The 22,924-nt window shown below is 45.0% G+C and carries 22 protein-coding genes; 7 read left to right on the top strand and 15 right to left on the bottom strand.

Annotated elements, in window-relative coordinates:
• Positions 1–203: 203 nt before the first annotated feature.
• From AEA42_RS14790 to AEA42_RS14775, 4 genes are all read left to right on the top strand, one after another.
• The gene (locus tag AEA42_RS14790; RefSeq protein ID WP_037417427.1) at positions 204–1,517 is read left to right on the top strand and encodes a dicarboxylate/amino acid:cation symporter; all 1,314 of its coding nucleotides are present in this window, start codon (positions 204–206) and stop codon (positions 1,515–1,517) included.
• 157 nt (positions 1,518–1,674) lie between these two features.
• Positions 1,675–2,001 (top strand): hypothetical protein, encoded by a 327-nt coding sequence (locus AEA42_RS14785; protein WP_037417429.1) that lies wholly within the window; start codon positions 1,675–1,677, stop codon positions 1,999–2,001.
• Between the two features lie 186 nt (positions 2,002–2,187).
• A complete protein-coding gene (locus AEA42_RS14780; RefSeq protein WP_011072043.1) occupies positions 2,188–2,862 on the top strand; it encodes a response regulator in 675 nt (224 codons plus the stop codon).
• A complete protein-coding gene (locus AEA42_RS14775; RefSeq protein WP_037417434.1) occupies positions 2,853–4,202 on the top strand; it encodes a sensor histidine kinase in 1,350 nt (449 codons plus the stop codon). Before AEA42_RS14780 ends, AEA42_RS14775 begins: the two co-directional genes overlap by 10 nt.
• Before the next feature lie 5 nt (positions 4,203–4,207).
• Here AEA42_RS14775 and AEA42_RS14770 read toward each other — a convergent pair whose 3' ends face one another.
• Positions 4,208–4,903 (bottom strand): 2OG-Fe(II) oxygenase, encoded by a 696-nt coding sequence (locus AEA42_RS14770; protein WP_037417437.1) that lies wholly within the window; start codon positions 4,901–4,903, stop codon positions 4,208–4,210.
• A 116-nt stretch (positions 4,904–5,019) separates the two neighbouring features.
• On the opposite strand from AEA42_RS14770, the gene AEA42_RS14765 reads away from it, so the two are divergent.
• Positions 5,020–6,282: a DUF3391 domain-containing protein gene (locus AEA42_RS14765; protein ID WP_037417439.1), complete on the top strand. Its 1,263-nt coding sequence runs from the start codon at positions 5,020–5,022 to the stop codon at positions 6,280–6,282.
• A gap of 68 nt (positions 6,283–6,350) precedes the next feature.
• Here the strand turns inward: AEA42_RS14765 and corA are convergent, their stop codons facing one another.
• The 4 genes from corA to cobB all read right to left on the bottom strand — a co-directional run bounded on the left by corA (position 6,351) and on the right by cobB (position 9,146).
• A complete protein-coding gene (gene corA / locus AEA42_RS14760; protein WP_037417441.1) occupies positions 6,351–7,298 on the bottom strand; it encodes a magnesium/cobalt transporter CorA in 948 nt (315 codons plus the stop codon).
• 126 nt (positions 7,299–7,424) lie between these two features.
• Entirely contained in the window at positions 7,425–7,787 is a 363-nt protein-coding gene (locus tag AEA42_RS14755; RefSeq protein ID WP_055648120.1) for a hypothetical protein, read from the bottom strand.
• A 151-nt stretch (positions 7,788–7,938) separates the two neighbouring features.
• Positions 7,939–8,388, bottom strand: a complete 450-nt coding sequence (locus AEA42_RS14750; RefSeq protein ID WP_037425713.1) for an ATP-binding protein — start codon at positions 8,386–8,388, stop codon at positions 7,939–7,941.
• Between the two features lie 11 nt (positions 8,389–8,399).
• Positions 8,400–9,146, bottom strand: coding sequence for a Sir2 family NAD+-dependent deacetylase (cobB, locus tag AEA42_RS14745; protein ID WP_055648119.1), 747 nt, complete (start codon positions 9,144–9,146; stop codon positions 8,400–8,402).
• A gap of 256 nt (positions 9,147–9,402) precedes the next feature.
• Here cobB and fur point away from each other — a divergent pair, with 256 nt between their 5' ends.
• A complete protein-coding gene (fur, locus tag AEA42_RS14740) occupies positions 9,403–9,834 on the top strand; it encodes a ferric iron uptake transcriptional regulator (protein ID WP_037417447.1) in 432 nt (143 codons plus the stop codon).
• A 98-nt stretch (positions 9,835–9,932) separates the two neighbouring features.
• Here the strand turns inward: fur and AEA42_RS14735 are convergent, their stop codons facing one another.
• From AEA42_RS14735 to sdhC, 10 genes are all read right to left on the bottom strand, one after another.
• Positions 9,933–10,430 (bottom strand): GNAT family N-acetyltransferase, encoded by a 498-nt coding sequence (locus AEA42_RS14735; protein ID WP_037417581.1) that lies wholly within the window; start codon positions 10,428–10,430, stop codon positions 9,933–9,935.
• 53 nt (positions 10,431–10,483) lie between these two features.
• Positions 10,484–10,891 carry a nucleoside diphosphate kinase regulator gene (gene rnk / locus AEA42_RS14730; protein ID WP_055648118.1) on the bottom strand — a complete coding sequence of 136 codons (408 nt, stop codon included), beginning with the start codon at positions 10,889–10,891 and terminating at the stop codon, positions 10,484–10,486.
• A gap of 378 nt (positions 10,892–11,269) precedes the next feature.
• Positions 11,270–12,142 carry a succinate--CoA ligase subunit alpha gene (sucD, locus tag AEA42_RS14725; protein WP_037417452.1) on the bottom strand — a complete coding sequence of 291 codons (873 nt, stop codon included), beginning with the start codon at positions 12,140–12,142 and terminating at the stop codon, positions 11,270–11,272.
• On the bottom strand, positions 12,142–13,308 hold the full coding sequence (sucC, locus tag AEA42_RS14720) for an ADP-forming succinate--CoA ligase subunit beta (RefSeq protein ID WP_037417455.1): 1,167 nt from the start codon (positions 13,306–13,308) through the stop codon (positions 12,142–12,144). The genes sucD and sucC overlap by 1 nt, the downstream gene beginning before the upstream one ends.
• A 118-nt stretch (positions 13,309–13,426) precedes the next feature.
• On the bottom strand, positions 13,427–14,617 hold the full coding sequence (odhB, locus tag AEA42_RS14715; protein ID WP_037425611.1) for a 2-oxoglutarate dehydrogenase complex dihydrolipoyllysine-residue succinyltransferase: 1,191 nt from the start codon (positions 14,615–14,617) through the stop codon (positions 13,427–13,429).
• Positions 14,618–14,664: 47 nt separating this feature from the next.
• Positions 14,665–17,484 carry a 2-oxoglutarate dehydrogenase E1 component gene (sucA, locus tag AEA42_RS14710; protein WP_055648117.1) on the bottom strand — a complete coding sequence of 940 codons (2,820 nt, stop codon included), beginning with the start codon at positions 17,482–17,484 and terminating at the stop codon, positions 14,665–14,667.
• Positions 17,485–17,699: 215 nt separating this feature from the next.
• Positions 17,700–18,407, bottom strand: a complete 708-nt coding sequence (locus AEA42_RS14705) for a succinate dehydrogenase iron-sulfur subunit (protein ID WP_037417461.1) — start codon at positions 18,405–18,407, stop codon at positions 17,700–17,702.
• A 14-nt stretch (positions 18,408–18,421) separates the two neighbouring features.
• Positions 18,422–20,188 (bottom strand): succinate dehydrogenase flavoprotein subunit, encoded by a 1,767-nt coding sequence (gene sdhA, locus AEA42_RS14700; RefSeq protein WP_047536607.1) that lies wholly within the window; start codon positions 20,186–20,188, stop codon positions 18,422–18,424.
• Complete coding sequence (sdhD, locus tag AEA42_RS14695; protein ID WP_011622411.1) at positions 20,189–20,536, bottom strand: succinate dehydrogenase, hydrophobic membrane anchor protein; 348 nt, start codon at positions 20,534–20,536, stop codon at positions 20,189–20,191.
• Complete coding sequence (gene sdhC / locus AEA42_RS14690) at positions 20,530–20,925, bottom strand: succinate dehydrogenase, cytochrome b556 subunit (RefSeq protein WP_037417467.1); 396 nt, start codon at positions 20,923–20,925, stop codon at positions 20,530–20,532. The genes sdhD and sdhC overlap by 7 nt, the downstream gene beginning before the upstream one ends.
• Positions 20,926–21,341: 416 nt before the next feature.
• Here sdhC and AEA42_RS14685 point away from each other — a divergent pair, with 416 nt between their 5' ends.
• Positions 21,342–22,628, top strand: coding sequence for a citrate synthase (locus AEA42_RS14685; protein WP_055648116.1), 1,287 nt, complete (start codon positions 21,342–21,344; stop codon positions 22,626–22,628).
• The last annotated feature ends 296 nt before the right edge of the window (positions 22,629–22,924 follow it).

The raw sequence follows: 22,924 nt of genomic DNA, 5'->3' as shown, positions 1-22,924 counted from the left end.
TTCTAATGATAATACTAAGATTGACGCTTATAACTTATAGGCTAACATTACACAATTTTCACGTAACTTTTCCATTACTCTCTTATTTTATTTTGCATATTTTGAACTTAGTTTAACATTAGAACTCATTTAAACTTCTGCATTTTCTTGCTAGTCTTGTCGTCGCCAATATTAGAACGTATAAAAAACACACAGGAACCCCCATGGCAACCTCATCACAACATAAACTCGGCCTTACCAGTAAAATTTTAATCGGCATGGTTACGGGTATTGCAATTGGACTATTTCTACGTAATTACTTTCCGGATAGTGCATTTATTAAGGACTATATTACCAACGGCTTTTTACATGTTATCGGTACGATTTTCATCTCAAGTTTAAAAATGTTAGTCGTTCCACTGGTATTTATTTCCTTAGTCTGTGGGACATGTTCCTTAAGTGAACCCTCAAAATTAGGGCGATTAGGTGGCAAAACATTAGCCTTTTATTTATTCACAACCGCTATAGCCTTAGTACTAGCTATTATCAGTGCAGTGATAGTCCACCCAGGTAATGCTTCACTCGCGTCAGAGAAAATGCATTACGTTGCAAAAGAAGCGCCGAGTCTCGCTGATGTGTTAATCAGCATAGTGCCGACCAATCCAATGCAAGCCATGAGCGAAGGCAATATGCTGCAAATCATCATTTTTGCAGTGATTTTTGGGTTTGCTATCGCTCATATTGGCGAGCGTGGTAAACGTATTGCTGTATTGTTTGAAGATTTAAATGAAGTGATTATGCGCGTAGTGACCCTGATTATGCAGCTTGCGCCTTACGGTGTTTTTGCTCTAATGGGTAAACTTGCCTTAACTCTCGGCGTAGAAACTTTCAGCAGCGTGGTTCAGTATTTCTTTGTCGTACTCGTCGTATTGCTTATTCACGCTTTTATTGTATATCCCATTTTACTTAAGGTGTTTTCAGGTTTAAGTCCATTGATCTTTATTCGCAAAATGCGCGATGTACAGTTATTTGCCTTTTCCACCGCCAGCTCTAACGCTACCTTACCTATTACCATAGAAGCCTCAGAACACCGACTTGGTGTAGATAATAAAATCGCCTCTTTTACCCTGCCATTAGGTGCCACCATTAACATGGATGGCACGGCTATTATGCAAGGTGTCGCAACGGTATTTATCGCTCAAGTATTTGGCATTGAGTTAACCCTTACTGATTATGCGGCGGTGGTTGTAACCGCGACTCTGGCCTCGATTGGTACTGCAGGCGTTCCTGGTGTTGGCCTCATAATGCTCGCGATGGTGCTTAACCAAGTTGGCCTCCCCGTTGAAGGTATTGCGTTAATTATTGGTGTCGACCGACTACTGGATATGGTACGTACCGCAGTAAACGTCACTGGTGATTGTGTGGCCACAGTCGTGATCGCTAAATCAGAAGGCGAATTTAATGAAACCGTCTTTAATAATACTCAAGCTGGCAAAGTTGCCCCAAGCTTCGATGAGCAAGTCCATAAAATAGATTAAAAATATCCCTATAATTTATCGTTTATGTGATCATTCCAAGCCCAACATTGTTGGGCTTGTTTATTCTCCAATATCACTATTCTGTGAACAAGCAAATAGAATAGTCCTTTAAACATCGCTATATTAGCCTGCATCAATATTGGCGTTGGAGAAGATTATGTGGTGGAGAGTGAGTTGGATGATTGTCGCCTTTTGGCTGTTAAGCGCACATTTTTTACGGTATGACCAGCTTGTATTCACAAGCCTTTTTGCTATAGCACCTTTTTTCCTGCTTATTAAACAACCACTTGTGATTCGAATAGTTCAAGCCGCTTTGTTTATCAGTGTCATCACCGTTTGGGGAACCACTGCAATCGATGCTGTACAGATACGGCTCGCTCATGGAGAGCCTTGGTTAAGACTGGCGATCATCATGGGCAGCGTAATGCTATTTAGTTTAGGTGCAGTGTGGAGCGGCAACGGCATCTGGAATAAAGCGAAATAAAGGCAATAGCCATTAACAATACATTAAAGATAATGACTTCAAAGACAATGGATTAGTACTTATTTTCGCCACTAACGAACCTTGGTCAGCCGAGGTTAAGTTCCTTGTGGGTAAGATAAGACAATATTTGGCTCCCGAGTATAATTTGCGTACACTGAGTCCAGTCGACGTTAAGGCATGAGTATTATGAGAATTTTGGTTGTTGAAGATGATCTTATTTTATCCCATCATCTAAAAGTACAGTTAAGCGATTTGGGCAACCAAGTTCAAGTGGCCCTCACTGCCAAAGAAGGTTTTTTCCAAGCAACCAATTATCCCATAGATGTTGCCATTGTCGATTTAGGTTTGCCCGATCAAGATGGTATTAGTCTTATCCAACAATTACGTGAAGAAGGCGTTAAAGCCCCCATTCTTATCCTCACAGCGAGGGTGAATTGGCAAGATAAAGTTGAAGGCCTCAATGCGGGCGCTGACGATTATTTAGTTAAACCCTTCCAAAAAGAAGAACTTGTCGCAAGACTTGACGCCTTAGTCAGACGTAGCGCCGGCTTTGTCAAACCAGTCATTACCAGTGGTGAGTTAAAACTTGATCTTGCCGCTAAACAAGTAACGCTCGGCAATGACATTATGGAAGTCACCGCCTTCGAGTACCTTATCCTCGAATATTTAATGCGCCATTGTCATGAAGTCGTCGCAAAACAGCGGCTATTAGATGTCATTTATGGCGACAAAGAAGGCGATCCTAATACTATCGAAGTGATGGTGAGTCGCTTACGTAAAAAACTCACCCGCGATGGCATTGATAATCCGATAGCCACAATCCGTGGCCAAGGATATAAATTCAATCTGCCATGCAACTAAGGCTCAAATTCAAGAAACGTCTGCTTACCCGGATGTTTCTCACCTCGTTATCTATCATCACCTTAGTAGGGTTTGGCCTCGCTTGGATGGTCAACATTCTGCATGCGCAAAATAGTTATAACGAAGAAACCGCCCAGCTTATCGCCGAAATCCCCCAAGTGGCCGCCGAACTTAGAGAACATGATCTTATTCCTGATACCAGTGCTTGGTTAGAGGAAAACAACAAGCAAGAGCGGTATGTAATCGCAAGTTGTGATGAGAAGTTTAAACAAGTATGGACCTCATCCCTCGCTGTTGACCGTGGCCTCTTCGATACCTGCGAACGTTTCAACGAAATCCGTAACGACTCTCCGCCCTATTACCTCACCATGGCCGATGACAGAGGTTACTTTGTGTATTTGCTCGCGGTAGAAATCGCTGGCGTACATTACAACCTGCTTGTAATGAAAGATGCAGCCAAGCTCGAGCAGGAATACAGCAAATTCAGTAAACGCACCTATATCCGTCTGGCCATGGTGCTCGCTCTCGCACTGATTCTGCTGGTCAGTGCGGCATATTGGGGGATGCGTCCACTCGTAAGGATGCAAAACGAGTTGCAGTCGATAAACCAAGGTAAGACTAAGTCACTTTCAGAAGGTTACCCCGTTGAGCTTGAAGGCGTAACTCAAGCGCTTAACCAACTATTACAGCAATCGAGCGCCCAACAACAACGCTATCAAAACGCGATGAACGATCTGGCGCACAGCTTAAAAACTCGTCTTGCCGCCGTTCACGCCATTACCGATGATACAAGTCTGACAAAGCAATCTGCCAATGAAAAAATCATGGAGCAGATCAGCCAAATGGATCAGCTGGTTAAATATCAACTAAAACGCGCCATGTTAGGTCGCCAGGGATTAAAGCAGGAACACACCGCGATTGCCCCACTTGTTGAGCAACTCGCACAAATGCTATTTAAAATTTACCGTGACAAACAGGTGAAATTTAAGGCCAACATCCCGACTAATTTATTGTTTCCCGGTAATAAAGGCGATTTAATGGAACTCTGCGGTAACTTAATGGAAAACGCCTTCAGGCTATGTATTAGCCAAGTACAGGTAACAGCACATTTTAATCAGCAGGGTGATTTTGAATTGATCGTCGAAGATGATGGCCCAGGCGTAGAAGAACAATTTAGGCAAAAAATTATTCAGCGCGGCGTAAGAGCCGACAGCCAATCGCCAGGACAAGGGATTGGCTTAGCCGTATGTGATGAAATTGTCAGTAGCTATGGCGGAAGTCTAAGTATTGAAGAAAGCCATCTTGAAGGCGCGCGATTCAGAATTACCATCCCAACCTAACTATCCTATGCATAAACAGCATAAAGCTGCTCGGCGCGATTAAACATCACCCAAGAGGTGGCAATGTACTTATCATTACTGATAGGCATATTGCCACGATGGGAATGAGTAAAACCTGCTGGCGCAATCACCATTGTGCCTTTTTTAGGTGCGATTTTACGCTGCTGATAATAAAACTCGGTCTCGCCGCCCTCTTCTACATCATTTAAATAAAACATGTAAAGCACCACACGGTGTAAGGCCTCGTTGTGGTTAAGCTGAGGAAATTGCTCTGAATGCCAGTGGGGATATCCACCTTTATTCTTTTGATATTTCTGAATATTAATACTACCACTGCGGTATAAATATTTGACCAATGCTTCGGCTCTCGGCTTACCAAGACGCTCAAAATTCGTTGGCGTTAGAGTCACAGCTTGACCTTGTTCATCACTAACAGAAACCGCCACAGCCCCCATCAACGCCATCGAATATTGAGTAAAATAATCAGCGGTCCCCTTAAGGGTATAAGATAACAACTCATTCTTAAGTGGCTGTAAATCTATGAAATTATCTAGTGTAAGATCTCGACTGATCTTTTTTTCAAGATCTACCCCATTACCGGTTTGCCCATCAACCACACCTGAGTGGTTTTCGAACGCAAGAATGAGACGATCACATAGGTCTTCAGGTATCGCATTAGGGTATACTTCGATAAAATCCATATAAGCTCAATGCTTCGGTTATTTTCCAATCTTACTATGCTGACATGTTAGTTAAGTAATTGTAAAGCTGCACCATTGATATAAAATAACGCCATTGGCTTCACGATAACAAAAATATGAAAAAAAGCTGTAAAGTATCAATTCATCAATTACAAGTGGGTAATTTTGTGCGGTTACCCGTTGCTTGGAAAGATCATCCTTTTTTATTCAGTAGCTTTCACATAAAACAGGCTGCGCAAATTGAATTAATTAAAAATCTCGGTATTGAACACGTAATTGTCGATTTAGAGCGCAGTGAAACCGCACCGTTAAATCCTGAGGCCATTAATCCTATCAAGCTGCCACCGAGTCCTGAACTGCACGATCTTAAAAATGATATGGATGTCTATAAGGCTGAGCAAATCGAAGTCCAGAAAAAACTACGCCGAGATATTCATAAAACAGAACAAAACTTCACCCGTTCAGTGGCCATGATGCGCAGTATGATTTCTAAACTACGCAATCGGCCATTGAATGCCGTTGATGATGCTAAGGTGTTAGTCCACAGTATGGTGGAACAGCTGTTAACTTCCGATAATCTAGTACTGCACTTAATGAGTGACGCCAAACAGGATGAGAGTATTTACTACCATTCATTAAACGTTGCCATACTCGCCATGCTGATTGCTAAAGAGATGGAATGGGACCGAAGTGAAATTGAATTAATCGGTTTAAGTGCGCTATTTCATGATGTGGGTAAACTCAAAGTGCCACCGCAGATTTTGAAAAAGACCACACCTTGGTCGGCGCCTGAGCTTAATTTTATTAAGCAACATCCTCTTCTTGGGATTGATTTACTCAAACTGGCTGAGAATTTCCCTGAGGCTGCCTTCCCTGCTATCACCAATCACCATGAGTTTCTTGATGGCACAGGTTACCCCAAGGGATTGCAGGAAACGGATCTTGATAAGATGTCCCAGCTATTAGCAGTGGTGAATGAATATGACTCCCTGTGCTACCCAGGTAATCAGGGTAAAGCTCGTATGCCATACGCCGCGTTGGGACACTTGTATAAACAATATAAAACGAAATTAAATCAGGAATATATTGGCAAAATGATCAAGATGCTTGGCATTTATCCCCCGGGAAGTGTGGTGGAATTGTCAAGCGGCCAATATGCGATGGTGATGTCGGTCAATCTGCAAAAGCTACTTTGCCCTAAAATCCTCGTTTACGATGCATTAGTGCCAAAAGATCAAGCGCCTATCGTTGATCTTGAAATCGAAGGGATCAGTATCGTCCGCTGCCTTCCTCCCGCGGCACTACCTGAAAAAGTTCACGAATATCTCAACCCTCGAGAACGCGTCAGTTATTACTTTGGTGGCGATAGCCGCAAATAAACCCCATAAAAAAGCCGGAGAAACTCCGGCTTTTTGCTAATACTTTGCGATTAAATCAAATTGGCCAATTACAGCCAATGCTTACGCTTAAAGAAAAAGTAAGTCCCCGCAGCGCTCGCAAGCATCATTAGAATCGCCATCGGATAACCATATTGCCATTCTAGCTCGGGCATTCCATTAAAGTTCATTCCGTAGCTACTCGCGATCAGTGTCGGAGGCAGAAAGACAACGGCAGCGACCGAGAAAATTTTGATGATCTTATTCTGCTGTAATCCACTAAAACCCATCGCAGCATCCAGCAAGAAGTTTAACTTGTCGAAGATAAACTGGCTGTGTGGCATTAAAGATTCAATGTCCGAGAGCATCTCACGTAAGTCTTTTAAATGTTCATCGGACAATTGACCGCGGTAGTATCGCTGCATATAACGTAATGAACGCTGGGTATCGAGCAAACTTAACCGAATTTTGCCGTTGGAGTCTTCCTGCAGCGTGATCAGCTTAAACACATCATCGAGCTCTTCGCTGTCAAAAACCTGCTCACCGACATTTTCAAGCACGGTATACACGTCTTCGATCAAGTCGGAGAGATAATCCACTTTTAAATTAAATAGTTCGAGAAACAATTCCTGAGGGGTAGAAACTTCTAGCCGCCCTAAGCGCAAATAGTTACGTAATAGGCGGATAAGTCCGACATCTTCTTCACGAATAGTCAGTAGAAAATTAGTTCGCAGGTTAAAGGAAACGTTCACCCCACGCACATCTTGCCCCACCCGTTGGGGGAATAACGAATTGATATGCAAACCGTCGCTGTTTTGATAAAAACGTGCCGAGGCCTCAATCTCATTAATATCCTCTTCGTCAGGCACTTCTTCAACAGAAAAATGACTTAACCATTCTCGCTCTGCATCATCAGGTTTATAAAGATCCAACCATATGGTCGACGCTGGAATACTGTCCTGAGTGTTAATCTCTGTCACCGTCAACTGACGGTTTTTATAGACGTAGGCAGTAATCATGTGTCCTCCTGAAAAAAACTTAAGCTAAAAAGTCCACTTAAGTGCAGGCTAAAAAATTGTCGCTAGTTTAACGCATAACTTCGCAATGAAAAGGCGGGAGAGATAAATTCGTAAAATAAATATGCCTTAGTCTTCGAGGATCTCTAGTCGCTCAGCATTTGAAAAACGAATATGTACCCCCTCAACCGTGACCATCTTTGCTTCTGAGATATCGCCTTTACGGGCATGATAAACACCGAAACTGTCACCCGATGGGGATACAATTGTCACGGTCACCACTTTATGCTGATCGTGCCAATACCACACACTGTAGCTTAAAACACAAAGCCCAAGCAGTAAAAATACCCCACTCATAGCGTAGCGCCGCAATAGACTCGGCAACACAGGCGTATTTTGTAATGACGCTTGAACCACACCAGGCTTACGTTTAGCGAGCAGCAAAATCGCCATAATGATGACGGCGAGGGTGAGCAGCAGTTTTGTTAACAAGGTACACTCCAGAGGAACTAACTCGCAGTAGTATAATCGACAAATAAAAGGGAAACTGTCATTAAGATCAAGCTTATGAAACTCTTACTCAGGGGCTTGGACATTAATTTTGAATCGAAGATAACACCAAAAGATGACAAACAAAGGAAAGTTAACAATCCTCAAATTGTTTTGCCATCCTGCGAATTTGAGTTAACAGCACACCGTGACGATTACGTTCAGCACACAGTTTTTGATGAACAGGATCTGATGGATTACCAACAAGTATAATTCGCACTTGATAGCCAAGGGCTTTGGCTGCGGCCTCGTAAGCCATGTACTCCCAGCGGCAGAGATTAGTATTATCACAAATCACCACAGGCTGGGCATTGCTGAGTGCTTGAATAAATGCAGTTAAATTACGTTGATGGTATTCGGAAAGTTTTTTCGCATCGAATCGATACACCTCTCCCTCGTAGAAAAAACTGTCGGTCGAGAAAATACCGCCTTGACGGACGCGCAGCGCATATTCTAACGGCAGATTAGCGACAAACTGTTCAACCCAATAGGATTTACCGCAGCCCGGCAAGCCACGCATGATAATCGCCAGTTTTTGCGCCATGGGCTCGTTGCTCATTCTTTTAAATCAGACTCGGCTAAATCGGAGCCAATCACTTTGCCTGCGAGTATAGTATCGACTAATTTAGGCACCAACTCCCCTGCCTTACCGGTTAAATGATATTGAAACTGGCTGTGTCTATCGGGCGATTGTAAATTAACCTCGACAGTTTGCGCCCCATGATGATTGGCCGTGTCAACAAAACCCGCTGCGGGATATACCGTGCCCGAGGTACCAATGGCGATAAATAAATCACAATTATCGAGCGCATCGTGAATTCTATCCATGCCTAACGGCATTTCACCAAACCACACCACATGGGGACGTAACCTTTGTGCAGGAATACAACACGTACAACAGTTGCTTACCCCAAAGGGTTCTCTTAATAAAAAGGTCTGACGGGAGCGAGGACAGCGGCCTTTAGATAATTCCCCATGCATATGCAGTAAGCGACGCGATCCAGCCCGCTCATGTAAATTATCAATATTTTGGGTGACAACCAATAACTGTCCAGAAAACTCAGCCTCTAACTTGGCTAACGCTTCATGAGCCGCATTAGGCATCACAGTACCACTGTGTAACTGCTCCCAACGGCTGTTATAGAAACGTTCAACAAGCTCGGCATCTCGGGCATAACCTTCGGGGGTGGCTACATCTTCAATATGATGCTCCTCCCACAATCCATCTTGATCGCGAAAAGTTCGTAATCCCGACTCGGCAGAAATACCCGCGCCAGTTAATACCACAATATGTTTGTACATACTGTTTCCTTTTATTGTAATTATTCTATTTATTGTCCCGAATTTTTCGCATCCTGAACATTATTCCTTGGTATAACCTTACAAAAACTATGCTTGAATTGCCGCAATTTATTGCGATTTCACGCTCAGTAACACAATTTATCTGCATATAGCCCCATAAAGCTAGAACAAAGGTTTAAGTTTTTAATTTGAGCCTCTATAATGGCAATCACTATCCACGGATGAACCTATTGGTTCTGCAATCAAGAGATTAGCAATGACAGATGGAAATCAAGCGCTAAAAAAAGCCGGTTTGAAAATCACCCTGCCACGAGTCAAGATCCTAGAACTGATGCAAGGACCTGAAAACCAACATATCAGTGCAGAAGACTTATATAAGAAACTGCTCGATTTAGGCGAAGAAATTGGTCTAGCGACAGTTTACCGTGTATTAAACCAGTTTGATGATGCCGGCATAGTCAGTCGTCACCACTTTGAAAGTGGTAAAGCCGTGTTCGAGTTATCGACTCAGCATCACCACGATCACTTAGTTTGCCTGTCTTGCGGTAAAGTAATTGAATTTTCAGATGAAGTGATCGAACGTCGTCAAGAAGAATTGGCCAGTAAGCATAATATTAAGCTGACAAACCACAGTTTATATTTGTACGGCCATTGCACAAATGACACCTGTGATCATAACGACGAATAAGTTCGCTCGAAGGCATATTTCAATAGTGTCTTAGCTGTAAGCTATATAATAAAAAAACCAGCCATCGGCTGGTTTTTTATTAAAATACAAATGGTTAGTTATAAAGTTTTGGCGTAGACGTTGACTTTATACCCCATAAACTCGCTAGGTTCACGCCAATGCATTCCTATGCGTTTAGCCACTGCTTCAGAACCTAAATTCCCCTCTAAGATCAAAGCGATGATTTGCGTAATGCCAAACTGCGGGAACACGCTGATTGCTGCTTGAGCAGCTTCGGTACCGATGCCTTTGCCCCAATATTCAGGAAAATAACGATAGCCAATTTCGACTTCGTTAAACTCAGGAATAAATTTTGGCCCACAAAAACCAATCACCTTGCTATCAGCCTTATGCTCAACAGCCCAGCGGCCAAATCCCCGTTGTTGATAATCCTGAAGGATCACATTGTGGAACAGTTCACGAGCTTGCTCACGCTCAGTAAAAGGCTCGGTTGGAATGTATTTCAACATCGCAGAGTTACTGTTCATCAAATAGAGGGCATCGATATCCTGCTCGGTAAAGGGTCTAAGAATTAAACGCTCTGTCTGTATAATCATATTGGCTTCCTTCATATTGCCCCCTATATACTCACTCATGTCCAGCTTAGCAACTAACGATGAAAATCACCGCTACGCTCTGGCTGATAAACAATTTCTTCAATACGGACTTTTACCATTGAGCCCCCTGGGCCTGGCCACTCGATTTCATCACCTTGTGATAAGCCCAATAAGGCGCTGCCTACGGGAGCGAGGATGGAAATCGTGCACTCACCCGTCGCATCCTTAGGATAAACTAAACGCAAACAAAAAGTGTCGTTACTGGATGACACACTAAATTTCACTTCAGAATTCATCGTCACCACATTAGCGGGCATCTGCGCTGCGGGCACAATGTCTGCTCGGTCGAGTTCCGCCTCCAATGCTGCACGTCCCGGAAATGCATTCGCAGGTAATGACTCCAGCAGACGCTCGAGTCTTTCTAAATCGATTTCTGAAATAATAATCTTTGGCGTTTTCACAGTCTTTCCCTCATGTAAATAGATGCCCCTTAGGGTTAGCCATCTGCTCTGGGCTTATCCTCCCCCAATGGGATAAGCCAATAAAAAATACGCTCGCAGCTTAATGCCGCAATCGTGTGATAATTAAGTACAAGATTTATAGCTGAACAGCCATGGTGCCATAAGCGTAAGGCTTAGGGTTGTGGCTCTACGGATACATTTGCACGTCAATCAGATTATGACGCCCAGTAGAGAACCCCAATCTAACCCTTTGCCAACTAAAATGCTAGCCTGCATGGTGTTAGCTTTGTCCATTCTCACACTTCCACCAGAGTACTGGCTAACAGATGCACAATAAAAAAGGCGCCTTAGGCGCCTTTTCGTGTGTTAACGGTTAGATTACCAACCGGTTTTAGCACGCAGCGCTTTGCCGATATCCGCTAACGAGCGGACAGTGGTCACGCCCGCTGCTTCTAATGCAGCAAATTTGTCAGCAGCAGTACCTTTACCGCCGGCGATAATCGCACCCGCGTGACCCATACGCTTACCCGCAGGAGCAGTAACACCCGCGATGTAAGAAACAACTGGTTTAGTCACGTTAGCTTTGATATAAGCTGCCGCTTCTTCTTCAGCAGTACCACCGATTTCACCAATCATCACGATGGCTTCAGTCTGTGGATCGTTTTGGAACATTTCCAATACGTCGATGAAGTTAGTGCCTGGGATTGGGTCACCACCAATACCTACGCAAGTAGATTGGCCGAAACCTTCGTCAGTGGTTTGCTTAACCGCTTCATAGGTCAGCGTACCAGAACGAGAAACGATACCCACTTTACCTTTTAAGTGGATGTGACCTGGCATAATACCAATCTTACATTCACCTGGGGTGATAACACCTGGGCAGTTTGGACCGATCATGCGAACGCCAGTTTCTTCTAGCTTCACTTTCACTTCCAGCATATCCAGTGTTGGGATACCTTCAGTGATACAAACGATAAGCTCAATACCACCGTCGATAGCTTCGAGGATAGCGTCTTTACAGAAAGGCGCTGGAACGTAGATAACAGAAGCCGTTGCGCCAGTCGCAGCCACAGCGTCTTTCACAGTGTTGAACACTGGCAGACCTAAGTGCTCGCTGCCGCCTTTACCTGGAGATACACCACCCACCATTTGCGTACCGTAATCGATAGCTTGTTGAGAGTGGAAAGTACCTTGACCACCGGTAAAGCCTTGGCAGATTACCTTGGTATCTTTGTTAATTAATACAGACATTATTTGCCCTCCGCAGCTTTAACTACTTGCTCAGCCGCATCAGTCAGACTGTTAGCTGCAATGATATCAAGACCTGATTTAGCTAATACTTCACGGCCTAATTCAGCGTTAGTACCTTCTAAACGCACTACAACTGGCACTTTAACGCCAACTTCTTTAACCGCGCCAATGATACCTTCTGCGATCATGTCACAACGTACGATACCACCGAAGATGTTAACCAGAACGGCTTTAACATTGCTGTCAGACAGAATGATCTTGAATGCTTCAGCAACACGTTCTTTCGTCGCGCCACCACCTACGTCGAGGAAGTTAGCTGGCTTGCCGCCGTGCAGGTTAACGATGTCCATCGTACCCATCGCCAGACCAGCACCGTTCACCATACAACCTACGTTTCCGTCCAGCGCAACATAGTTCAGTTCGAACATTGCAGCGTGAGCTTCACGGGCGTCATCCTGTGATGGATCGTGCATTGCTTTGATTTTTGGTTGACGGAACAGTGCGTTACCATCAATACCAATTTTGCCGTCTAAGCAGTGCAGGTTACCTTCAGTGGTGATAACCAGTGGGTTGATTTCCAGCAGTGCGAAATCGTGATCAACGAACATCGTTGCCAGACCCATGAAAATCTTGGTGAATTGCTTCATTTGAGTTGGGTTTAAGCCCAGTTTGAAGCCAAGATCACGCGCTTGGTATGGCTGAGGACCCGTCAGGGGATCGATGATCGCTTTGTGAATGAGTTCTGGCGTTTCTTCGGCCACTTTCTCAATCTCAACACCACCTTCAGTTGATGCCATAAACACCACACGACGGGTGCTACGGTCAACTACTGCACCTAAGTACAGTTCGTTAGCGATGTCGGTGCAGCTTTCTACTAAAATTTTAGCAACTGGCTGACCTTTCTCATCTGTTTGATAAGTCACCAGATTTTTGCCTAACCAGTGTTCGGCAAAGGCTCTGATTTCTTCTTTATCGCCAGTGACTTTAACGCCACCCGCTTTACCGCGGCCGCCTGCGTGTACTTGACACTTAACAACCCATAAATTTCCGCCAATACGGCCAGCTGCTTCTACAGCTTCTTGGGCTGTATCACAAGCAAAACCTTCTGACACTGGTAAACCATATTCGGCAAATAAGGATTTTGCCTGATACTCATGCAAATTCATGATGATCTATCCGTATACTTCTAATCAAATCCAACTGGCCCGTTTGGACCAGTCACGAGGGTATGTCTTACTTTTGTCTTTAATAAACTCTTTAAACTGAATCGTTTATTGAGTTGGATTACAGATCAAGCAGCAGACGAGTTGGGTCTTCCAAGAAGTCTTTAATGGCGACTAAGAAGCCAACTGACTCACGGCCATCAATAATACGATGGTCATATGAGAGAGCTAGGTACATCATGGGCAGGATTTCAACCTGACCATTCACTGCCATTGGGCGGTCTTTAATGGCGTGCATGCCTAAAATCGCGCTTTGTGGCAGGTTTAAAATTGGGGTAGACATCAGAGAGCCGAATACACCACCGTTAGTCACAGTGAAGTTACCGCCCGTCATATCAGCCACAGTCAGCTTGCCATCACGGCCTTTGATCGCCAGATCGCGTACTGCTTTTTCGATATCAGCCAGGCTCATGGTATCGGTATCACGCAGCACTGGCGTAACCAGACCACGTGGTGTAGATACTGCGATGCTCACATCGAAGTAGTTGTGGTAAACGATGTCGTCACCGTCGATTGACGCGTTCACTTCAGGGAAGCGTTTCAGGGCTTCAGTCACCGCTTTCACGTAGAAAGACATGAAACCTAAACGGATTCCGTGGCGCTTTTCAAAGATATCTTGGTATTGCTTACGGATATCCATGATGGGCTTCATGTTCACTTCGTTGAAGGTCGTGAGCATTGCGGTAGAGTTTTTCGCTTCTAATAAACGGTTAGCGATAGTCTTACGTAAACGTGTCATTGGTACACGTTTCTCGCTGCGACCCGCCGCTAAAGGTTGTACCGCAGGAGCCGCAGGTGCTACTGCCGCTTTAGGTGCAGACTTGATAAAGGCTTCAACGTCTTCTTTAGTGATACGTCCACCCACACCAGTGCCCTTCACTTTGCTAGCATCAACATTGTGTTCAGCCAGTAAACGACGTACTGATGGGCTTAACGCATCGTTAGACTCTTCTGTCGCAGCAGCAGGTGCAGCAGCTTCAGCTTGCGCTTTAGTCACTTCTTGTCCAGAAACCGCGCCAGCAATGAACTTAGCAATCACTTGCTCGCCCAGAACGGTGTCGCCTTCGTGGAATAGAAATTCACCAATATGACCATCTTCTGGTGCAACCACTTCTAACACCACTTTGTCAGTTTCAATATCAACCAGATTTTGATCACGAGAAACTTGTTCACCCACTTTTACGTGCCAAGTGGCGATAGTTGCGTCGGCAACAGATTCTGGCAGTACGGGTACCTTGATTTCGATACTCATGAAAAACGATCCTTTTTATAAAATGTCTATGACTACAGTCTTATCAATTAGAGCTTTAACGCACTGTTCACTAAAGATTCTTGTTGGTGAGCATGCAGCTCTGGGTAACCACAAGCTGGTGCAGCAGACGCTTCACGGCCAGCATAGGTCAGTTTTGCACCCGCAGGGATAGCAGCCCAGAAGTGATGTTGGCTAGAGTACCAAGCACCTTGGTTTTGCGGCTCTTCCTGACACCATACAAAATCCTTCACATGTTGGTAATCAGCTAAGGCTGCAACCATTTCTTCATGCGGGAACGGATATAACTGTTCGACACGGATTATTGCGACGTTATTGATATTTTCTTTACGGCGTTTTTCCAGCAGCTCGAAGTATACCTTACCGCTACAGAACACCACGCGTTCGACCTTGCTCGCCTCTAACGTATCGATTTCTCCGATCACGTTTTGGAAGCTGCCATTAGCCAATTCTTCCATGCTAGAAACCGCTAATGGATGACGTAGCAATGATTTAGGTGACATCACGACCAGTGGACGACGCATTGGGCGCACCACTTGGCGACGCAGCATATGGTAAACCTGAGCTGGCGTTGATGGCACACACACTTGCATGTTGTGGTTAGCACATAGCTGCAAGAAACGCTCTAAACGGGCGCTTGAGTGTTCTGGACCTTGGCCTTCATAGCCATGTGGTAACAGCATGGTCAGACCGCATAAACGGCCCCACTTCTGCTCACCAGAGGACAAGAACTGGTCGATAACCACTTGCGCACAGTTGGCAAAGTCACCGAATTGGGCTTCCCAAATCGCCAGACCGCCGGGTTCTGCGGTTGCATAACCGTATTCGAAGGCAAGTACTGACGCTTCAGACAATACTGAGTCAGTGATGTCGATTGGGCCTTGGTTTTCGGCAATATTACGCAGTGGTAAATACGTAGTCGCATCGTTTTGGTTGTGCAGAACCGCATGACGGTGGAAGAAGGTTCCACGACCAGAGTCTTGACCAGTAATACGAACACGTTGTTTATCTTCAAGAATCGTTGCGTAAGCTAAGGTTTCAGCAAAGCCCCAGTCGAGTAACTTCTCACCTTTTGCCATCGCGACGCGGTCACTATAAATCTTAGCAACACGGGATTGCAGTGAATGGCTTTCAGGCACGTAGCTCAACTTATCGGCTAGTTTCTGCAAACGTTCGATAGGCAGTGAAGCGTCATAGGCTTCATCCCATTCGCGACCAATGTAAGGAGTCCAATCCACGGTGTGCAGTGTCATTGGGCGCCATTCTTTCACTACGCAATCACCTTGATCTAAGGCATCACGATAAGTGTTGATCATGCTGGTCACATCATCGGCAGCAATGGTATTTTCTGCGATCAGTTTGTCAGCGTAAATCTTACGTGGCGTTGGGTGTTTCTTGATCTTGGCATACATCAGTGGCTGAGTTGCACTTGGCTCATCAGCTTCGTTGTGGCCATGACGGCGGTAACACACTAAATCAATCACCACATCACGTTTAAATTCGTTACGGTAATCAACGGCCAACTGCGCAACAAAGGCAACCGCTTCTGGATCGTCTGAATTTACGTGGAAAATCGGCGCCTGTACCATCTTAGCGATGTCAGTACAGTATTCAGTTGAACGCACATCGTGGTGATTTGAAGTGGTAAAGCCCACTTGATTGTTGACAACGATGCGGATACTACCACCCACTTTAAAGCCACGGGTCTGAGACATGTTGAATGTCTCTTGTACGATACCTTGACCAGTAATGGCAGAGTCACCATGGATTGTGATTGGCATCACCTGTAAACCATCTTTACAACCGCGACGGTCTTGACGAGCACGTACAGACCCCATAACCACAGGGTTAACGATTTCAAGGTGAGACGGGTTAAAGGCCAGCGCTAAATGCACATTGCCACCCGGTGTTTCAAAGTCAGATGAAAAACCTTGGTGGTATTTCACGTCACCAGAACCATGAGTATCAGCATGCTTACCCGCAAACTCATCAAACAGTTCAGCAGGACGCTTACCTAATACGTTCACAAGGACGTTCAAACGACCACGGTGAGCCATACCGACGACGATTTCTTTAGTGCCCGCTTCACCTGCACGATAAATAATTTCGCGCATCATAGGGACTAACGCATCACCGCCTTCTAACGAGAAACGTTTCGCACCAGGGAATTTAGCACCTAAGTATTTTTCAATGCCTTCAGCAGCATTTAGGCCTTCAAGAATGCGGGTCTTAACGTTTTTATCGTAGTTAGCTTTACCTAAGGATGGTTCGAGACGTTGTTGGATCCAACGCTTTTCATCGGTGTCGGTAATATGCATGTATTCGGCGCCGATAGAACCACAGTAAGTGGCTTTTAGCGCTTTGACTAAATCAGCCAACTTCATGGTTTCGCCGCCATGGGCGAATGAGCCAGTGTTGAACTCACGCTCCATGTCTTCTTTGGTTAGACCGTGGAATGCGGGATCTAAATCGGCAACAGGTTCACGTTTCCACAAACCTAACGGGTCAAGGTTAGCACCTTGGTGACCACGGAAACGGTGGGCGTTGATTAGCTGTAGCACTTTAACTTGCTTAGCATCCAACTCAGGATCGGTCACACGAGCTGCGCTCTTATGACGTCCTTCCATCGCTAAACTGCGAAAATAATCACGTACTTTTGAGTGGGCCGCTTCTGGCGCGTCTTTAGAGGCACCGTTCACCGGAGGGAGATTATCAAAAACCGCACGCCAATCGTCAGAAACTGACTGAGGGTCTTCTTGATAGGCTTCATACATCTCTTCTACGTAGGTCGAATTTGCACCACTTAAGTGAGATGATTCGAGCCAGGCTTTCATGATGCCTTGGTGCATTTCTATTCCTTTCAAACTTTATACACGTGCTTAGCCATAGTTTTTTTATGTGATCTCAGGTCAGGACCTTTGATACATAATTTCTGCCGCCCCTAGAATATCCAGATTTCACGGCGCGTTGTCTTCCATTACATACACAAAAGAGCCACCTTCTATGCCCAGAAAGTGACTCTTTGAGAGCTATATTATTATTGATTTCAGCTCAGGTTCTCGCATTACACCGCTCGCTTAAGCAGCATTGACTTAATATGACCGATTGCTTTGGTCGGATTAAGTCCTTTTGGACAAACGTCAACGCAGTTCATGATGCCGTGGCAACGGAATACGCTGTAGGCGTCGTCCAGCTCAGAAAGACGTTCTTCTGTTGCTGTATCGCGACTGTCGATCAAGAAACGGTAAGCATGCAGCAGACCGCTAGGACCGATAAACTTATCAGGATTCCACCAGAATGATGGACAAGCCGTTGAACAACAGGCACACATGATACATTCATAAAGACCATCTAAATGGGCACGTTGTTCAGGTGACTGCAAATGTTCACGAGCAGGCTGCTTATCATCGTTGATAAGGAAGGGTTTAATCTTCTCGTATTGCTTGTAGAACTGAGTTAAATCAACCACTAAATCACGTACAACTGGCATACCTGGCAGTGGACGGATTTCCAACTTCTTACCTTTAAAAGTAGAGATTGGGGTAATACAAGCCAGACCGTTTTTACCGTTCATGTTCAGGCCATCGCTGCCACAAACACCTTCGCGGCAAGAGCGACGGAACACTAAGGTTGGGTCTTGTTCTTTTAACTTGATCAGTGCATCGAGCACCATCATGTCAGTGCCAGCAGCCACTTCAAGGCTGTAATCCTGCATGTAAGGTTTTGTATCTACATCAGGATTGTAGCGATAAACTGCAAATTCCAATTTCATCTTTGCAACTCCTACTAGTAGGTACGTTTCTTCGGCGGGAAAGCTTCACGCAACTTAGGCGCCATATTCACAGCACGACGGTCCATGGTTTCAGTCACAGGGTCAAACAAACTGTGGCATAGCCAGTTTTCATCGTCACGCTCTAAATAGTCTTCACGTGAGTGAGCACCACGGCTCTCTGTACGGAAGTTAGCAGCATAAGCGGTAGCAATCGCCGTCGCCATCAAGTTGTCTAATTCTAAACACTCGATACGTTGGGTGTTAAACTCACGAGAGTTATCAGACAATTTAGCATTTTCTAAACGCTTACGGATGGCTTTTAACTGCTCTAAACCTTCGGCCATGGCATCGCCACGACGGAATACAGAGAAGTTTAATTGCATGCAAAGTTGTAAATCCTTACGGATTTGCACAGGATCTTCGCCATCTTTATTGTTTTCCCAGCGTTGTAAACGGGCCAGAGAAGCTTGAATATCAGCATCAGTCGCATCTTTAGGATCGGCAGTCTCATCGAGCGCTTTGCCTAAGTGTTGACCTGCTGCACGGCCAAAGACCACTAAATCTAGCAATGAGTTACCGCCTAAGCGGTTCGCGCCATGTACAGACACACAGGCAATCTCACCCACAGCAAACAGACCCACTACGTCTTGCTCAGTGCCGTCAGCATTCTTACGAATGACTTGACCGCTCACCTTAGTTGGCAGACCACCCATCATATAATGACAAGTTGGCAGAACAGGGATCGGACCATCAGCCGGATCGATGTGAGCGAAGGTACGAGATAATTCACACACGCCAGGTAGACGGGCCTCTAAAGTCTCTTTACCTAAGTGATCGAGTTTCAGTAAGCAGTGTGGGCCTAATGGACCATCTAAACCACGGCCTTCACGGATTTCGGTCATCATAGAACGTGCAACTACGTCACGAGATGCCAAATCCTTCGCGTTTGGTGCATAACGCTCCATAAAACGCTCACCGTCTTTGTTTAGCAGGTAACCACCTTCACCACGACAACCTTCTGTCACAAGTACACCCGCACCAGCGATACCGGTTGGGTGGAATTGCCACATTTCCATATCTTGCATCTGAACGCCAGCACGCATTGCCATACCGACACCGTCACCAGTGTTAATGTGAGCGTTAGTGGTAGAAGCGTAGATACGACCAGCACCGCCTGTAGCTAATACAGTGGCTTTGGCTTTGAAGTAAACGATTTCACCAGTTTCGATTTCAATCGCAGTACAACCTACGATGGCACCGTCTTGGTTCTTCACTAAATCGAGGGCATACCATTCAGAGAACACTTGGGTTTTGTGTTTTACGTTCTGTTGGTATAAGCAGTGAAGCAGTGCGTGACCGGTACGGTCTGCCGCTGCTGCGGTACGAGCCGCTTGTTCACCACCGAAGTTTTTAGATTGACCACCAAAAGGACGTTGGTAAATCTTACCATTTTCGAAACGAGAGAATGGTAACCCCATGTGCTCAAGTTCAATAATGGCTTCTGGGCCGGTTTGACACATAAATTCGATAGCGTCTTGGTCACCGATAAAGTCGGAACCTTTTACGGTATCGTACATGTGTTGTTCCCAATGGTCTTCATGGGCGTTACCCAGCGCAACGGTGATACCACCCTGCGCAGACACAGTATGAGAACGGGTTGGGAATACTTTAGATAAAAGCGCACAGCTCTTACCTTCTTTAGAAATCTGTAGTGCTGCACGCATACCTGCGCCACCGGCGCCGATCACAACAGCATCAAATTCGCGTACTGGAATACTCACTTAGACACCCCACACAATAACAATGCCGGCCGCTAAATAGCAGAAAACGGTAACGACAAAGGTGAACTGTAAAACACCGCGTAACGATGTGCACTTGACGTAATCCGTCAATACTTGCCATACACCAATCCAAGCGTGAACAAGCAATGCAACTAACGCGAGCAGTGTAAACACTTTCATTGGCAGAGCACTGAAGAGGCCATGCCACACGTCATAGGTGAGAGGGGAACTACATGCAATAAAGCCAACCATGAAAATGGTGTAACAGGCGAGGATTACTGCACTAGCGCGTAGTAGAATAAAGTCATGAACACCACTGCGTCCAAAACTTGCTGCATTGGTTACCATACCCATAACCCCGCTAAAATTGAAAAGGCTACCGTTAACACAAATACAGCTTTCGCTGAGGCGGTGCCCGAAGCCAACTCTTCCCAACGACCGGTATCCATCACTAAGTGGCGCAGGCCACCAAATAAATGGAAGGTCAAAGCAGTCAAAATGCCCCAAATGATGAACTTCACAACAAAGTTATCAAACAGAGATTGTACGCCTGCGAAACTTTCAGCGGAGGCTAAAGATGAATTTAGCAACCAAATAAGAATGCCAACAGCGAACAGCATGATGACACCGGATACACGGTGAAGAATTGACACAATCGCTGTTGCAGGAAAGCGAATGGTCTGCAGATCTAAATGGACAGGTCTTTGCTTTTTCACGTTCTGCTCACTCAGCTCCATTGAGCATTTTTTTTGTTATGTGAACCGCTTTTGTACAAACTTTAAACTGAGTGATTAATCACAGCAAAAGTAAACACAAAAGCAAAGTTTAAACAAACAGATAACTATTTGAACACTCACTCATTTAACATGTAAACAAAGGGTGCTTTAACATCATCGTTTGCAGCCATTATTAGGCGGAGGCAAGTATACTCGCGGGAAATGTCAAATACAAACATCACAGAATGCAAATTTTGTTTTTTTAGGAAAATTTTCGCGTAAGTGCCAGCTGTAGCAAGGAAAGTAAAGCGTTTTATACCATGGTCTAACAAATTTAAACGCTTATTTAAATTGAAATGTGATCTACAATGGCTGTAAAGTAATGGCGGTTTGACATGCCGCACTCACAGATAAGAACGAAGTAAGGAGAACGGGGTATGGCTGATTTAAAAGCCAAATTAGAATTACCAGGGAATGACTCGATAGAGTTGCCAGTAAAGCAAGGATCCGCTGGTTTTGACGTAATCGACATCAGTAAACTTGGCAGCAAAGGTTACTTCACCTTTGATCCGGGTTTTCTTGCGACAGCCTCCTGCGAATCTGCAATTACCTATATTGATGGTGATCTAGGTATATTGTTACACCGCGGCTATCCAATCGAGCAACTTGCCGTTGACTCCGATTACCTAGACCTGTGTTATCTGCTGCTTTACGGTGAACTGCCGACAAAAGAGCAATATGCTGAGTTTGTACACACAGTCAAAACCCACACTATGGTGCATGAGCAAATCGCCTTCTTCTTTAGAGGCTTCCGTCGTGATGCTCATCCTATGGCGATGTTGTGTGGTGTTACTGGTGCATTGTCTGCATTTTATCAAGACTCACTCGATGTCAACGATCCTCGCCACCGCGAAATCGCCGCTTATCGCCTAGTCTCCAAAATGCCAACGATTGCTGCTATGTGCTACAAGTACTCTTCAGGCCAGCCATTCGTTTATCCACGTAATGACTTAAGCTATGCAGGCAACTTCTTAAGCATGATGTTTGCCGTTCCTTGTGAAGAGTACAAGGTAAACCCAATTGTTGAACGTGCTATGGACCGTATCTTCATTCTTCATGCGGATCACGAACAAAACGCGTCAACGTCAACCGTACGTTTAGCCGGTTCTTCAGGCGCGAATCCATTCGCGTGTATCGCTGCGGGTATTGCTTCTCTATGGGGCCCTGCACACGGCGGCGCGAACGAAGCTTGTCTACAAATGTTAGAGGAAATCGGTTCAGTAGACCGTATTCCTGAATTCATTGCCCGTGCGAAAGACAAGAACGACCCATTCCGTCTGATGGGCTTTGGTCACCGTGTTTACAAAAACTTTGACCCACGTGCCAAAGTGATGCGTGAAACCTGTCACGAAGTGTTAAAAGAGCTAAAAGTACAAGATCCATTATTAGATGTCGCCATGGAACTTGAGCGTATTGCGCTGGAAGATGAGTACTTCATTTCGAAGAAACTCTATCCAAACGTCGACTTCTACTCAGGCATCATCATGAAAGCCATTGGTATTCCTACCAGCATGTTCACTGTACTGTTCGCATTAGCGCGTACTGTGGGTTGGATTGCTCACTGGAAAGAAATGTTGGATCAACCTGGTCACAAGATCAGCCGTCCACGTCAGCTTTATACTGGCGAGACTGCGCGTGACTTCGTCGACCTAGATAAACGCTAAGCACTGCGGTTTATTGATTAAAAGCGCCCTCAAGGGCGCTTTTTTATTGCCATTTATCTCACTCTAACTCTAGGCATGTTCTACTAAGACAGTAGCCCCTCACCCGATGACATGCTTCTTGCCCCACGATGAAAACTTATTTAGCATTTTTCATCACTTTTTAAACTTTTTAGCTACATCTGGCGTATTCATCTTAGCGCAAAATCGTCAAAAATAATAATTAACAAGTAAAAACAGCAACTTAACAAGTGGCACGTTTTATGCTGTTTAGCATCATTATATTCAAACAATAGGTA

Origin of the sequence: Shewanella sp. Sh95 (assembly GCF_001308045.1) — a bacterium.
Classification (GTDB): domain Bacteria; phylum Pseudomonadota; class Gammaproteobacteria; order Enterobacterales; family Shewanellaceae; genus Shewanella; species Shewanella xiamenensis.
This window is presented reverse-complemented; position numbering and strand designations above follow the sequence as displayed.